The 13,570-nt window shown below is 68.3% G+C and carries 10 protein-coding genes; 4 read left to right on the forward strand and 6 right to left on the reverse strand.

Translation table 11 applies throughout. The features are described from left to right. Positions 1-6 precede the first annotated feature (6 nt). The 6 genes from ACQPZX_RS39020 to ACQPZX_RS39045 form a co-directional block, all read right to left on the reverse strand. Entirely contained in the window at positions 7-3,561 is a 3,555-nt protein-coding gene (locus ACQPZX_RS39020; protein ID WP_433367110.1) for a CARDB domain-containing protein, read from the reverse strand. 58 nt (positions 3,562-3,619) lie between these two features. Beyond that, a complete protein-coding gene (locus tag ACQPZX_RS39025; protein ID WP_433367113.1) occupies positions 3,620-5,248 on the reverse strand; it encodes a glycoside hydrolase family 13 protein in 1,629 nt (542 codons plus the stop codon). A 30-nt stretch (positions 5,249-5,278) separates the two neighbouring features. Then, positions 5,279-6,151: a carbohydrate ABC transporter permease gene (locus ACQPZX_RS39030; RefSeq protein ID WP_433367116.1), complete on the reverse strand. Its 873-nt coding sequence runs from the start codon at positions 6,149-6,151 to the stop codon at positions 5,279-5,281. Between the two features lies 1 nt (position 6,152). Next, positions 6,153-7,094: a carbohydrate ABC transporter permease gene (locus tag ACQPZX_RS39035; protein WP_433367118.1), complete on the reverse strand. Its 942-nt coding sequence runs from the start codon at positions 7,092-7,094 to the stop codon at positions 6,153-6,155. Positions 7,095-7,160: 66 nt separating this feature from the next. Further along, positions 7,161-8,543 (reverse strand): ABC transporter substrate-binding protein, encoded by a 1,383-nt coding sequence (locus ACQPZX_RS39040; protein ID WP_433367121.1) that lies wholly within the window; start codon positions 8,541-8,543, stop codon positions 7,161-7,163. 278 nt (positions 8,544-8,821) lie between these two features. Beyond that, positions 8,822-9,835, reverse strand: coding sequence for a LacI family DNA-binding transcriptional regulator (locus ACQPZX_RS39045; protein ID WP_433367124.1), 1,014 nt, complete (start codon positions 9,833-9,835; stop codon positions 8,822-8,824). 246 nt (positions 9,836-10,081) lie between these two features. On the opposite strand from ACQPZX_RS39045, the gene ACQPZX_RS39050 reads away from it, so the two are divergent. From ACQPZX_RS39050 to ACQPZX_RS39065, 4 genes are read left to right on the forward strand one after another with little or no spacing between them, the layout of a single operon-like run. Further along, positions 10,082-10,498, forward strand: a complete 417-nt coding sequence (locus tag ACQPZX_RS39050; protein WP_433367127.1) for a YchJ family protein — start codon at positions 10,082-10,084, stop codon at positions 10,496-10,498. 22 nt (positions 10,499-10,520) lie between these two features. Continuing rightward, positions 10,521-11,369, forward strand: a complete 849-nt coding sequence (kynA, locus tag ACQPZX_RS39055) for a tryptophan 2,3-dioxygenase (RefSeq protein WP_433367130.1) — start codon at positions 10,521-10,523, stop codon at positions 11,367-11,369. Beyond that, positions 11,366-12,571, forward strand: a complete 1,206-nt coding sequence (gene kynU, locus ACQPZX_RS39060) for a kynureninase (RefSeq protein ID WP_433367133.1) — start codon at positions 11,366-11,368, stop codon at positions 12,569-12,571. Before kynA ends, kynU begins: the two co-directional genes overlap by 4 nt. Beyond that, positions 12,568-13,551 carry an amidohydrolase gene (locus ACQPZX_RS39065; RefSeq protein WP_433367136.1) on the forward strand — a complete coding sequence of 328 codons (984 nt, stop codon included), beginning with the start codon at positions 12,568-12,570 and terminating at the stop codon, positions 13,549-13,551. Before kynU ends, ACQPZX_RS39065 begins: the two co-directional genes overlap by 4 nt. Positions 13,552-13,570 lie beyond the last annotated feature (19 nt).

A 13,570-nucleotide genomic window follows, 5' to 3' on the forward strand; every position in this document is an offset into this window, starting at 1 on the left:
GCGGGCTCAGTTGCGAGTGATGGTGAACGTGCTGGTCTGGTTCTCGATGTCCCGGTAGTTGTTGCTGAACTGGAGGTTGGTGAAGGTCACCGATCCGACGGCCGGGCCCTGGCCCGACTCCGGCATCGGGTTGGCCCACAGGCCGAAGCCGGACTTGGCGTCGTAGGCGTCGCCACTCTTCTGCGCGCCGCTGATGGTGATGTTGGTGAACGTGGTGTCCTTGATCGGGTTCTGCGGCTGGCCGCCCACGTAGTTGGTCTGGAACATGATTCCGGAGTAGGTCGGGTCGACGATGTCGACGTTGCTGACCCGGATGCCCTGGAAGACCTTCGACGCGCTGAAGATCCAGATCGCCGGGAAGGTCTGCGCGCCCCAGAAGTGGCCGCCGGCCCGGACGATCGAGATGTTGTCGAACACCGTCGGCGGGCTGGCGCCGAAGCCGTTCATCGGGTAGCCGAAGTCCAGCGAGCTGATCGTGATGCCCGAGTAGACCAGGGTGTCGGCGATGTAGATGTTCTTGAACGTGTTGGCGTAGCCGCCGTAGACCGCGATGCCGGCCGCCCGCCAGGTCAGGATCGACGTGAGGTTCTGGTAGGTGTTGTTGATCTCGTCGGCGCCGCCGGCGTCGATCGCCGAGAACAGCGCGAAGCTGTCGTCGCCGGTGGCCCGGGCCTCGTTGTTGTCGACCAGGTTGCCGGTGCTGCCGTTGGTCATGTTGATGCCGTCGGCGAACGTGTCCCGGATGCGCGAGTTCTTGATCACCATGTTGTCGGTGTTCGCGCCCCAGTACAGGCAGACCACGTGCTCGGCCCAGATGTTGTCGATCGTGATGCCGCTGACGTTGGCGAAGTCGAAGACCTTGCCGGGGCCGTCGATGCGGATCGTGTAGTTGCCGAAGTACGCGAAGTTCTTGAACGTGGAGCCGTTCGCGCCGGCGTCGGCCCGGAAGCCGGCGTCGGTCTCGGTCTGGGTGGAGGGAGCGAAGAAGCGGGTGTACCAGGGTCCCGCCCCGGTCACCACGATCGGCCGGCCGTACACCTGGAGCTTGCTGGAGACCTGGTAGTCACCGGCCGGCAGGTAGACGCCGAGCTTGGTGGTGTCCTGCCGGGCCGTGTCCAGCGCGTTCTGCACCGACTGCTGGTCGAAGCCGGTCGGCACGACGTACTTGGAGGCGTCGGGATTCGCCAGCGCCGAGACCTGCTCGAGGTTGATGAAGTCGATCGCGATGTTGCCGGAGTTGGCGCCGTCCTTCTGCAGCTTGACCGTGCTGCCGGCCGGGAACGACCCGGTCAGCAGGATGTTCGCCTCGTCGTAGATGTGCCGCGGGCCGGAGCCCGAGTTCTGCGGCGCCGTCTCGTTGCCGTACAGCCACGCGTACTTCGAGGTGAGCGGCAGGGTCTTGTTGAGGCTGCCGTTCACGTACACGTTGATCGAGCTGTTGGTGCCGTCCGGGATGGAGAACCGGGCGACGATCGTGTTGGTGGCCGCGCGGGTGGTCCACTGCACGTACGCGCCGGTCTGGTTGAGCGTGACGGCCTTACGGCCGGACGCCTCGCCGGCCAGGTCGCCGACCGTGCGGTTCGGGCCGACGATCGCCGCGCCGCCGCCCAGGGACCCGTCCTCGGCCTCGTACATGTCGTAGGGCATGTTGGCGCCACGACCGACGAAGAACGGCTTGTCGGAGGTGTTGTTCGCCTGCTTGACCGCCAGCTCGTTCGCGTCTACCGCGATAACGGTGCGAACCGTATATTTCCCATTTGCGGCCGTCCAGGTGCCCAGCGAGAGGGCAGGCGAGGAAGCGCCGGCTGCCAGCGTGCCCGTGTAGGAGCCGGTCAGGGTCTTCACCACGGTCGAGCCATTCAAAATTGTCAAGGTGACACCGTGGGCGCCGGATGAAGAGGCCGCCGACCCCTGGTTCTTGATGGTCACCGAGAACGTGACCGTGTTACCGGCCGACGGGTTGCCCGGTGACCAGGAGACCGCTGACGCCACCAGGTCGGAGCTCGAGACCGGGGTGACAATCAAAGACGACGAGGAGGTGAAGGAGTTGTTTGCCTCGTTGGTCTCGATCACCGTGTTCGACTCGTCCACCTTCGCGGTCAGCGCGTAGGTGCCGGCGTCCCGGGCGCCGATGTTCGCCGAGACCGTCGTCGAGGCCCCGGCCGCGAGCGCGCCCACGGTGGCGGTGCCGACCTTCGTCGTACCCAGGTAGAAGTTGACGTTCGACGCGCCCGACGCGGCGTTCCCGCCGTTGCGGACGGTCGCCGACAGCGTCACCGCGTCGGTCTCCACCGGCGCGGCCGGGGAGGACGTGATGCCCGTGACCGTGAGGTCCGGGTTGGGCGCGGCGACGCCGACGACCTGGAGCTCGGCAACCTGACCGCTGGGCGCGCCGGTGTTCGCGGTGAAGGAGAGTCGGAGGTCCGCAGCGGTTCCGCTCACCGGGATGGTCACCGTGTTGCCCGAGGCCGGGTTGAACGTGTAGGAGGCCGAGCCCACCAGCGTCGTGAAGGCGCTCGAGCTCTGCTCACGGCCGAGGACCGAGAACGTCTGCTGCCGGGTGCCCCACGCGCTGTCCGGGTTGAGCTTGACCACGACCTGCTGCAGCGACGCGTTCGCGCCCAGCTGCACCGTCAGGTTGGCCGGATACGCGCTGCCCTCCCAGTAGGTGGCGGTGTTGTTGTCGTTGGCGTTGGTGGCCACGAACGTGAAGACGGTCGAGGACGCCTCGATCGGCTTGTTCAGCGCCAGGTTCGTGCCGGTGCCGCCGCTGCCGTTGCGGGTGACGGTGTTGCTGGCCGCCGACACGTTGCCGGCCGCGTCCTTCGCCCGGACGTAGTAGGCGACGGTCGCGGTGTCGGGCTGGCTGTCGGTGTAGGTCAGCACGCCCGAGCCGACGCTGGTGCGCAGCACGCCGTTGGCGTACACGTCGTAGCCGGTGACCGCGACGTTGTCGGTCGAGGCCGACCAGGCCAGCCGGATCTGCCCGCTCGCCGGCTGGGTGTAGGCGAGGTTGCCGGGCGCGGTGGGCGCCTGGGTGTCGCCGGTGACCGGGCCGTAGACCTCCATCTCGGACAGTTGCCCGGCGGGCCAGCCGGTGTTGCCGGTGAAGGTCAGCCGCACGAACCGCGCGGTGGCCGCGGTGAAGTCGACGGTGACCGCGTTGCCGGAGGCCGGGTTGAACGTGTAGCCGGCCGACGCCTTCAAGGTGCTGAACGACGAGCCGTCGGAGCTGCCGGACACGGTCAGTGTCTCGGTGCGGGTGGCCCAGGCCGTGGCCGGCGGGAGCTTGAGCACGACCTGGTTGACACTGACGGCCGTGCCGAGGTCGACCTGCAGCCACTGCGGGAACGCGTTGTTCTGGCTCTCCCAGTAGGTGTTCGCGTTCCCGTCGCCGGCGTTGCCGGCCCCGTAGACGTCGGTGTTGCTGCTGGCGGAGAAGGTCTTGCCGGCGGCCAGGTTGGGGCCGGCGGCGGAGGCGGCGGAGGGTGCGATGAGGACGGCGGCGACGACGCCCGCCGCGGCAGCCGCGGCGAGCAGTCGTCTTCTGAATCGAGGCATGGCGGGGAGCGAGCCTTTCTTCCGTGAAAAGCCCCCGGGGAACCGTGCTTTCCTCCTGTTAGCCCTTCAAGCGCAGCCAGACGGCGGTATCCGGGGGGAGGCGGTCACCGTCGAGTGGGCCACTGGCGAGCAGGCAGGTCTCGTGGTCCGGCAGGGGGATGGAGCCGCCGGACATGTTGACGACGCAGGCGAAGTCCGCGCCGCGGGTGAAGGCGAGGACCTGGGGGTGCAGGTCGAGCCAGGCCATCCCGGCATGGGGAGAGCCCGGTCGCAGCCGGATCGCGTCCCGGTACAGCTCGAGCATCGAGCTGGGGTCTCCGGTCTGCGCCTGGGCGGTGCGGTCCTTCCATTCGGCGGGCTGGGGCAGCCACGGGGTTCCGGTGGTGAACCCGAACGGCTGCTCGTCGCCGCTCCACGGCAGCGGCACGCGGCAGCCGTCGCGGCTGTGGCCGCGCCGCGCCCACATCGGGTCCTGGTACTGGTCCGGCGGGATGTTCTCGTTCTCCCAGAGGCCGAGCTCCTCGCCCTGGTAGATGTAGGTGGCGCCGGGCAGCGAGAGGGACAGCAGCGCGGCGGCCCGGGCGCGACGGGTGCCGAGCTCGAGGTCGACCGGGGTGCCGTCGAGGTTGTTGTCGAAGCTGAAGGTGGTGTCTTCCCGGCCGTAGCGGGTGACGTGCCGGGTGACGTCGTGGTTGGACAGCACCCAGGTGGCGGGCGCGCCGATCGCGGCGTGCGCCTCGACGGTGGTGTCGATGCACTCCCGCATCAGGGTGGGATCCCAGGCGCAGCCGAGGAAGAGGAAGTTGAACGCCTGGTGCAGCTCGTCGGGGCGCAGGTAGTTGGCGAACCGGTCGACCTCCGGCATCCAGACCTCGCCGATCAGGGCACGGTCTCCGGCGTACGAGTCGGCGACGCGCCGCCAGGCCCGGTAGACGTCGTGCACCTCGTCGAGGTCGTGGAACGGGTGGGGCTGTCCGTCGACGACCGGCGGCAACGAACCGTCCTTGAAGAGCAGCGCCGCCGAATCGATGCGAATGCCGTCGACCCCCCGGTCGAACCAGAAGCGCAGGATGCTCTCGAACTCGGCGCGGACGTCGGGGTGATCCCAATTGAGGTCCGGCTGCTCGGGCGTGAACAAGTGCAGATACCAAAGGCCATCGGGCGTACGGGTCCAGGTGGTGCCGCCGAACTCCCCTCGCCAGTCCGTCGGCATCTCGTCGCCGTTCGCGCCCCGGCCCGGCCGGAACCAGAAGTAGTCCCGCTCGGGCGCCGACGGGTCGGCCAGCGCCGCCTTGAACCACGGGTGCTCGCTGGAGATGTGGTTCGGGACGATGTCGACGATCATCCGGATGCCGACCGCGTGCGCCTCCTCGATCAGCGCCTCGGCCTTGGCGAGCGAGCCGAAGACCGGGTCGATGTCGCGGAAGTCGGCCACGTCGTAGCCGGCGTCGGCCATCGGCGACGGGTACCACGGGCTCATCCAGATCGCGTCGATGCCGAGGTCACGCAGGTGCCCCAGGTGCGCGCGGATGCCGTCGATGTCCCCCACGCCGTCGCCGTCCGAGTCGGCGAAGCTTCGCGGGTACACCTGGTAGATAACCGCGCTCTTCCACCACGGACTGCCGTCTGTTGTGGACACAGGTACCTGCTTTCTGCATGGGTATCCAAGCCCGGCACGCCGGACCATGATTTTTGTCGATATTTCGTAAGAAGGGCTTCAGCCCTTGAGGCTGCCCGCCGTGAGGCCCGACATGATGTTGCGCTGGAAGATCAGGAAGATGATCACGGTCGGGATCGCGGCGATGACCGAGGCGGCGACGACCACGTTCATCGGGGTGCCGCCGGAGAAGGCGTAGATGCCGACGCTGAGCGTGCGGGTCTCGGGCGAGGGCATGACCAACTTCGGCCAGAGGAAGTCCTTCCACACGTACGTCACCGCGAAGATCGAGACCACGCCGAGGATCGGGCGCGACATCGGCAGGATCACCGACCACAGCGTGCGCAGCGGGGACGCGCCGTCCACCATGGCCGCGGCGATCAGGTCCTCGGGGATCGAGTCGAAGAACCGCTTCAGCAGGAAGATGTTGAACGCGTTGGCGACCAGCGGCAGCCAGATCGCCCAGGGCGAGTCGATCAGGCTGGCGTGGACGAACGGCAGGTCGATCGCGGTCACGTACTGCGGGACGATGACGACCATCGCCGGGATCATCAGCGTCGCCAGCATCAGCGCGAGGACCACGTTGCCGAAGATCGGGCGCAGTTTGGAGAGGGCGTACGCCGCCGCGGTGTCGAAGACGAGCTGGAAGAAGACCGCGCCGATCGCGTAGTAGAACGTGTTGAACATCAGCTTCGCGAGGTTCAGGTTGTTCCACGCGTTCGCGTAGTTCTCCGTCTGCGGGTCCTGCGGCCACAGCGTGGGCGGGGTCTGCGCGATCTCCTGGCCGCTCTTGAGCGCGCCGGTCACCATCCAGTACAGCGGCCCGATGAAGACCAGCGTGAAGACGACGATGACCGCGACGAGAATCGTCCAGTAGAGGAACTTGCCTCGCCCGCGCTGGAGCTGGGCCTGGGAGATAAGGGTCCGTGACATCTCAGTCCTGCTTCGTGGTCAGCCGTACGTACACGGCGGAGAAGGCGGCCAGCACCAGGAGCATGATCACGCCGAGCGCCGCGGCGCCGTTCAGGTCGTTCTGGAAGAAGCCGTGCTGGTAGATGAGGTATGCCACCGAGGTCGCCGAGTCCTGGGTGCCGGCGCCGTTGGCGAGGATCAGGGGCTCGATGAAGACCTGCATGGTGGCAACGATCTGGAGCATCGCCAGCAACGCGAGGATCAGCCGGGTCTGCGGGATCGTCACGTTCCAGATCCGGCGTAGCAGGCCGGCGCCGTCCAGCTCGGCCGCCTCGTACAGCTCGCCCGGGATGTTCTGCAGGGCGGCGAGGTAGATCAGGACCGCGGCGCCCATGTTCATCCAGGTCGAGGCGATCACCATGGCCGGCATGGTGGCGGTCGGCGACTGCATCCACTCCGACGTGGGCAGGTGCAGGAACTTGAGGATCGCGTTGAACAGGCCGGCGTCGCTCGGGTCGTACGCGTAGTACTTGAACAGGAACAGCGCCGAGGCCGGCGGCAGCATCACCGGCAGGTACACCAGGATGCGCAGGTAGCCCTTGCCGTGCCGCAGCTCGTTGAGCAGGATCGCCACCACGAACGGGACGACGTAGCCGAGGATGAGCGCGAGGACCGTGAAGTAGAAGGTGTTCTTCCAGGCGGTCCAGAAGCTCGGGTCCTGAACGATGCGCACGAAGTTGTCGAAGCCCACCCAGGTGGTCTCGCCGCGCTTCGTGTGCTGGAAGCTCATCACGATGCCGCGGATCATCGGGAACCACTGGAACAGGGCGAAGCAGAAGATCGCCCCGATCAGGAACGCGTAACCGGTCAGGTTGTCCCGCAGCTTGCGGCCGCGGCGCGTCCGGGATGTCTTCGGCCCCGCGTACACCCGTGACTTGCGGCTCGTCTCCGGGACGCTGGTCATCGTCGCCAACGAAAACTCCTGCTTTCTACAGGGGGTGCGGGGGCTTGCGCCCCCGCACTCGTCCGGTCAGCCGTTCGAGGCCAGGAGCTGGTTGGTCTTGGTCTCGGCCGTCTTGAGCAGCTCGTCGACGTTGGCGTTGGGGTTGGTCAGGACCCCGGACATCGCGCTGTCGAGCACCGCGTAGATCGCCTGCGCGTTGGCCGGCTCACCCTTGATCGGAACCGGGGTGGCCTCGAAGAGCGAGAAGTTCTCGCTCGGCACGTTCTGGTTGGCCTTGCGGGCGTCGAGCTCCTGCTTCTGCGCGTCGCTGCCGTTGGCGAACAGCAGCGGCTGGGGCAGGCCCACGGGCTGGTTCTGCGGCTTGGCCCGGGCGTAGTCGAACTGGCCCTTGCCCGGGGTCAGCTTCTCGAAGGCGATCCACTTGAGACCGGCCTTGACCTGCTCCGGGGTGAGGTCCTTGCGGAAGAAGTAGCCCTCGCCGCCGCCGAGCGTGCCCTTGGCGGCGCCGTCCTGGCCGGGCATCGGGGCCATCGCCCACTCGTCGTACTTGCCCTGGAACTGCTGGACGATCGCGGTGGTGGCGTCGGGGGCGCCGATGAACATGCCCACCTTGCCGGCGGCCGCGTTGGTCAGCAGGTCGGCCCACTGGAGCAGCTGGCGGCTGCCCATGCTGTTGTCGCCGTACCGCATGTCCTTCAGATTTTGCAGGACCTGCTTGCCCTGGGCGTTGTTGAAGTCGGCCTTCTTGTTGTCCTGGCTCAGGATCTGGCCGCCCTGCGCGTAGAGCTCGGCGGTGAAGTGCCAGCCACCGGTGTTGCCCGCGCTGTACTCGGAGTAGCCGGCGATGCCGCCGCCGAGCGCGGAGATCTTCTTGGCCGCGGCGCGAACCTCGGGCCAGGTCTTGGGCGGGTTGGCGACGTCCAGCCCGGCCTTCTGGAACAGGGTCTTGTTGTAGAGCAGACCCATCGAGTAGTTCTTCGTCGGGATGGCGTAGATCTTGCTGTTGTCGGTGAAGACCGCCTTGAGCGCCGGGTCGATGCTGTCCCAGCTCGCGATGTTGTCCTTGGTCGCGTACTGGGTGATGTCCATCGCCTGGCCCGAGTCCAGCACCTGCTGCAGGTCGGTCATGTACCCGTAGAAGACGTCGGTCATCGTGCCGCCGGTGAGGCGGGCCGTGAAGTCCGGCGGGTTGTTGCACTGCTGGCCGACGCTGACGCTCTTGATCGTGACGTCGGGGTTCTGCTTCTCGAACTCGGCGACGTCCGCGTTCCAGTTCGCGAGCAGGTCCTTCTGGGAGCCGTCCGGCTGGCAGTCGACCGTGATGATCGTCTTGCCGGCGGCGTCCTTGCCGGAGTCGTCACTGCCCTTCGTGGAGCACGCCGCGATGCTGAATCCCAGGCCGGCCGCGAGGGCGATCGCCGCGGCCCTCTTGTACTGCGGTACGGACATCTGTCCATCCCTTCGGGAACGAAAGTATCGGAGAACTGCGCTGAGCTGCGGTGTCGTCACTGCGCGAGGCCCGATGTGACCGGGGTCTCTCGCCATGTTTCGTGGAGGTGACGATACAAAGTCAAACGGCGGCCCGCAAGAAGTTGACTGCAAGAAGAAAAAACACGACGTCGGCTTAAAAACGCGGGAACGACGAAGGGCGGGCCATCGGCCCGCCCTTCTCTTAGGAATATTGCCTGGTCAGGCCTGGGGTGCTGAGTTGCTACCTAGGCCTGGTCCTACGGACGGCCGGAGGACCCGAGCGCCTGCGGCGCTGGCGCGGTGGAGCCGCGCACCACCAGCTCGGGCTCGAACAGCAACTCGTCGGCGGCGACGCCGCTGCCCTCGATCTGGTTGACGAGCAGGTCCACGGCCGCCTGGCCCATCATCTCGATGGGCTGCCGGACCGTGGTCAGCGGCGGGTCGGTGCAGGTCATCAGCGCGGAGTCGTCGAAACCGACCACCGAGACGTCCCGGGGCACGTCGAGGCCGAGGCGGCGGGCGGCGCGGATCGAGCCGAGCGCGAGCACGTCGGACGCGCAGATCATGCCGGTCACGCCGCGCTCGATGAGACGGCCGGCGGCGAGGCGGGCGCTCTCCATCGAGAAGTTGGTGCGCTCGACGTGCCAGTCGTCGCCGGCGATCTTTTCCAGGCCGGCCAGCTTGCGGCGCGACGGCATGTGGTCCTCCGGGCCCATCACCATGCCGATGCGCTGGTGGCCGAGGGACTTGAGATGCCCGTACGCCTGCTCGACGGCGACCGCGTCGTCGGTCGAGATGTGCGGGAAGCCCAGGTCGTCGACACCGGCGTTGACCATGACGACCGGCATCCGGCGGTCGGTCAGCGCGCGGTAGTGGCTGTGCTCGGCGTCGGCCAGCGCGTACGACCCGCCGGCGAAGACCACGCCGGAGACCTGGTGGTCGAGCAGCATCTCGATGTAGTCGCGCTCGGGCACGCCGCCGATCGTGCGGGCCGCCAGCAGCGGGGTGAAGCCGCGCTGGGCCAGCGACGCGGTCACCACCTCGGCCAGCGCCGGGAAGATCGGGTTCTGCAGCTCGGGCAGGACGAGGCCGACCAGCCGGCCGCGCTCGCCGCGCAGCTTGGTGGGCCGCTCATACCCCAGGACATCGAGCGCGGTGAGCACGGACGCGCGGGTGGCCTCGGAGACGCCGCTGCGCCCGTTGAGCACCCGGCTGACCGTGGCCTCGCTGACGCCCGCCTTCTTGGCCACCTCGGCCAGACGTTTGGTCACGGCGGAATCCTACGTCAGCTCATTGCAAATTTCGAACCTTGACTTGCAGTGACGCTTGTCAGGACCGGCTGTGCTTGCAGATCCCGTCAAAACGACCGGACCGCTGTTTCCGGAATGTTGCGCCGCGTATCCGGAACGTGGAAGCCCGCCTGCGCTGAAGCGATTAAGTCGTCGCGCTGCGCGACCGTCATCGCTTACACCACGGTTACATAACGGCCGATAGAGATCAGCTGCGAGAATCGGGGCATGGCCCGGAAGACGAAGACCATCGCCGCCTGCCCGTGCGGGCGCGGTTTCCCGTACGCGGAGTGCTGCGGCCCGGCCCACCAGGGGCACGCGCCGGCCACCGCCGAGGCGCTGATGCGGTCGCGGTACTCGGCGTTCGCGCTGGACGACGACGCCTACGTGCTGCGCTCCTGGCATCCCGACACCCGGCCGGCCACGGTCGAGCCCGACGCGCATCTGCGCTGGGTGGGCCTCGACATCCTGGAGTCCACCGGCGGCGGCATGTTCGACGCCGAAGGGGTCGTCGAGTTCCGGGCGCACTACCGCGACCACGGCAAACCGGGCGACATGGTCGAGCGCAGCCGATTCGTCCGCCACGACGGCCAGTGGGTGTACTGGGGGCCGATCCTCGCCGACGGCTCCCTCGCCAACATCTGATCGCGTGTGCTTCGCTCGTAAGGTGGAACAACGCCCGCTGGAAGACGACATCGTCCGGGACTTCAAGGTCAACCTCTCGTACGGGAAGTACCTGCACCTCGACGAGATCCTGAACGCGCAGCACCCGGTCAGCGTGCCCGAGCACCACGACGAGCTGCTGTTCATCCTGCAGCACCAGACGTCGGAGCTGTGGCTGAAGCTGGTGCTGCACGAGCTGCGCGCGGTGCGGCGCCAGATCGCCGCCGACGAGCTGCGCCCGGCGCTCAAGGGGCTGGCCCGGGTCAAGCACATCCAGCGCACCCTCACCGAGCAGTGGTCGGTGCTCGCCACGCTGACCCCGAGCGAGTACTCCGAGTTCCGCAGCTTCCTCGGCACGTCGTCGGGGTTCCAGTCGTACCAGTACCGCGCGGTCGAGTTCCTGCTCGGCAACAAGGACCGGCGGATGCTCTCGCTCTTCGACGACGACCCGGCCGCGCGCGCCCTGCTGGTCGAGGCCCTCGAGACGCCGAGCGTCTACGACGAGTTCCTCCGCTATCTGGCCCGGCACGGATACGAAGTGCCGGCCGGGCTGCTCGAGCGCGACGTGACCCGGCCGTGGACCTTCCGCGAGGACCTCGTCCCGGTGTTCGTGCGCATCTACAACGACCCCGAGAAGCACTGGGCCGCTTACGAGACGTGCGAGGAGCTCGTCGACCTGGAGGAGAACTTCCAGCTCTGGCGGTTCCGGCACCTCAAGACCGTGGAGCGGACCATCGGCTTCAAGCGCGGCACCGGCGGCTCCAGCGGCGTCGGCTTCCTCAAGGCCGCGCTCGACCTGACGTTCTTCCCCGAGCTGTACGCCGTCCGCACCGAGATCGGAGTGCCCCGGTGACCGATCCGCAGGCCCGCGCCGCCGAGCTGGACGCGGCCGACCCGCTCGCGGCGTACCGGGATCAGTTCCTCGCGCCCGGCGACTTCGACGTGGTGTCGTACCTGGACGGGAACTCGCTGGGCCGGCCGCTCGAGGCGACCGCCGCGCTGATGGAGGAGTTCATCCGCGAGCAGTGGGCGGGCCGGCTCATCCGGGGCTGGACCGACGAATGGCTGGAATGGCCGCTGCGGCTCGGCGACCGGCTCGCTCGGGTGGCGCTGGGCGCGGCCGCGGGGCAGGTGGTCGTGGCCGACTCGACGACCGTGCTGATCTACAAGCTGGCGTGGGCCGCCGTGCAGGCGCGGCCGGGGCGCAACCGGGTCGTCCTCGATAAGGACAACTTCCCGACCGACCGGTACGTGCTGGAGGGGATCGCCGCGGAGCGCGGGCTCGAACTGGTCTGGATCTCGGTGGACCCGGCCGAGGGGGTCCGGCCCGAGCAGGTCGCCGAGGTCGTCGACGAGCGGACGGCGCTGGTGCTGTTCAGCCACGTGGCGTACCGCTCGGGGTGGCTGGCCGACGTCGCGTCGATCACGCGGATCGCCCACGACGCCGGCGCGCTGGCGATGTGGGACCTGTGCCATGCGGTGGGGTCGGTGCCGGTCGAGCTGGACGCATGGGAGGTCGACCTGGCGGTCGGCTGCACGTACAAGTACTTGAACGGCGGACCGGGGGCGCCTGCTTTCGCGTACGTGAGAAAGGGTTTGATCGGGTCTTTGAAGCAGCCGATCCAGGGGTGGATGGGGCATCGGGCGTCGTTCGAGATGGGCCCGGGCTATGAGCCGGCCGACGGGATCCGGGGGCTGCAGAGCGGGACGCCGCCGGTCCTGGCGATGGTGCCGCTGCACGCCAATCTCGACATGCTGGAAAGCGCCGGCATCGAGGCGGTGCGGGAGAAGTCTCTGCTGCTCACCGACTATGTGCTGGAGCTCGCCGCGGAGCTGCCGGGCGTCGCGGTGGTCAGCCCGCGCGATCCGGCGCGCCGGGGCGGGCACGTGACGCTGCAGCGCTCGGGCTTCGACAAGGTGCTCGACCAGCTGTGGGAGCGCGGGGTGATCCCGGACTACCGGCGGCCGGACGGGCTGCGGATCGGGCCGGCGCCGCTGAGCACCAGCTTCGGCGAGGTCCACCGGGGGCTGGCCGCGCTGCGGTCCCTGCTGTGAGCTCCTATGTCGTCGCCGGGTCGCTGTGGTGGGACGGCGCTCTGCGCTCCGACCTGGGCTTGCGCTTGGACCCCGCCCCGGCCCCCGTGCCTCTTTCGGACATTTCTGAATTGTCGGTAATTCGCCGGCTGCCGGGGACGCTGCTGCCGGGGCTGGTGGATTCCCATGTGCACTCCGGGCTCGTGGATCTCGCCACCGTGCGGGCCGGCGGGATCGCGGGGGTGTGGGATCTCGGCAGCGTCCCGGCGTCGGTGGCGCGGCTCGCCGGGCTTCCCGGGCTCCCCCGCATCCGCTACGCGGGACCGTTTTTGATCGCTCCCGGCGGTTATCCCAGCGACCGGGCCTGGGCGACGCCCGGCAGCTGGCGGGAGATCGACTCGGCCGCCGAGGCGGAAGCCGCCGTGGCCGAGGCGCACGCGGCCGGCGCCACGCTGATCAAGTTGACCGCGCACGCCGGCGGGCCGCTGCCGCGGCTGTTCACGATGACCGCCGTGGCCGACGCCGCGCACGACCTCGGGCTGCCGGTGGTGGTGCACGCCGAAGGGCCGGGGACGGTCGAGATGGCGTACGAGTCCGGCGCGGACCTGCTCGCCCACACTCCCTGGACCGAGTCGCTGGACCGGGGCCTGATCCGCGCCTGCGCGGAGCGCATGCGCTGGATCAGCACGCTCGACATCCACGGCTGGGGCACGCCGACCCCGGAACTGGTCACGGCCGTCGGCAACCTGCGACGTTTCCTGGAGTACGGCGGGAGCGTGCGCTACGGCACCGATCTCGGCAACGGCCCGGTGGTCCCGGGCGTGAACCCGCGGGAGATCCTGGCCCTGCAGTCGGCGGGTCTCACCCCCGATGCCATCCTCCTCGCGATGACCGGCCCGGATATCTCGTGGATCCCGGGTGGACTCGACCTCGACCCGGCCCGCTTCGCGGATGTTCTCGCCACGGCAAGAGTCTTCGACGATTCGGTCCAACCTCGATAGGCCTTCGGCGTAACTCTTC

Origin of the sequence: Actinoplanes sp. CA-142083 (assembly GCF_050942195.1) — a bacterium.
Taxonomy (GTDB): Bacteria; Actinomycetota; Actinomycetes; order Mycobacteriales; family Micromonosporaceae; genus Actinoplanes.

Bases quoted from the DNA above. Each gene is read 5' to 3' on its own strand.
- ACQPZX_RS39020 (WP_433367110.1), bottom strand. From the start codon at position 3,561: ATGCCTCGATTCAGAAGACGACTGCTCGCCGCGGCTGCCGCGGCGGGC.
- ACQPZX_RS39025 (WP_433367113.1), bottom strand. From the start codon at position 5,248: ATGGTCCGGCGTGCCGGGCTTGGATACCCATGCAGAAAGCAGGTACCT.
- ACQPZX_RS39030 (WP_433367116.1), bottom strand. From the start codon at position 6,151: ATGTCACGGACCCTTATCTCCCAGGCCCAGCTCCAGCGCGGGCGAGGC.
- ACQPZX_RS39035 (WP_433367118.1), bottom strand. From the start codon at position 7,094: ATGACCAGCGTCCCGGAGACGAGCCGCAAGTCACGGGTGTACGCGGGG.
- ACQPZX_RS39040 (WP_433367121.1), bottom strand. From the start codon at position 8,543: ATGTCCGTACCGCAGTACAAGAGGGCCGCGGCGATCGCCCTCGCGGCC.
- ACQPZX_RS39050 (WP_433367127.1), top strand. From the start codon at position 10,082: ATGGCCCGGAAGACGAAGACCATCGCCGCCTGCCCGTGCGGGCGCGGT.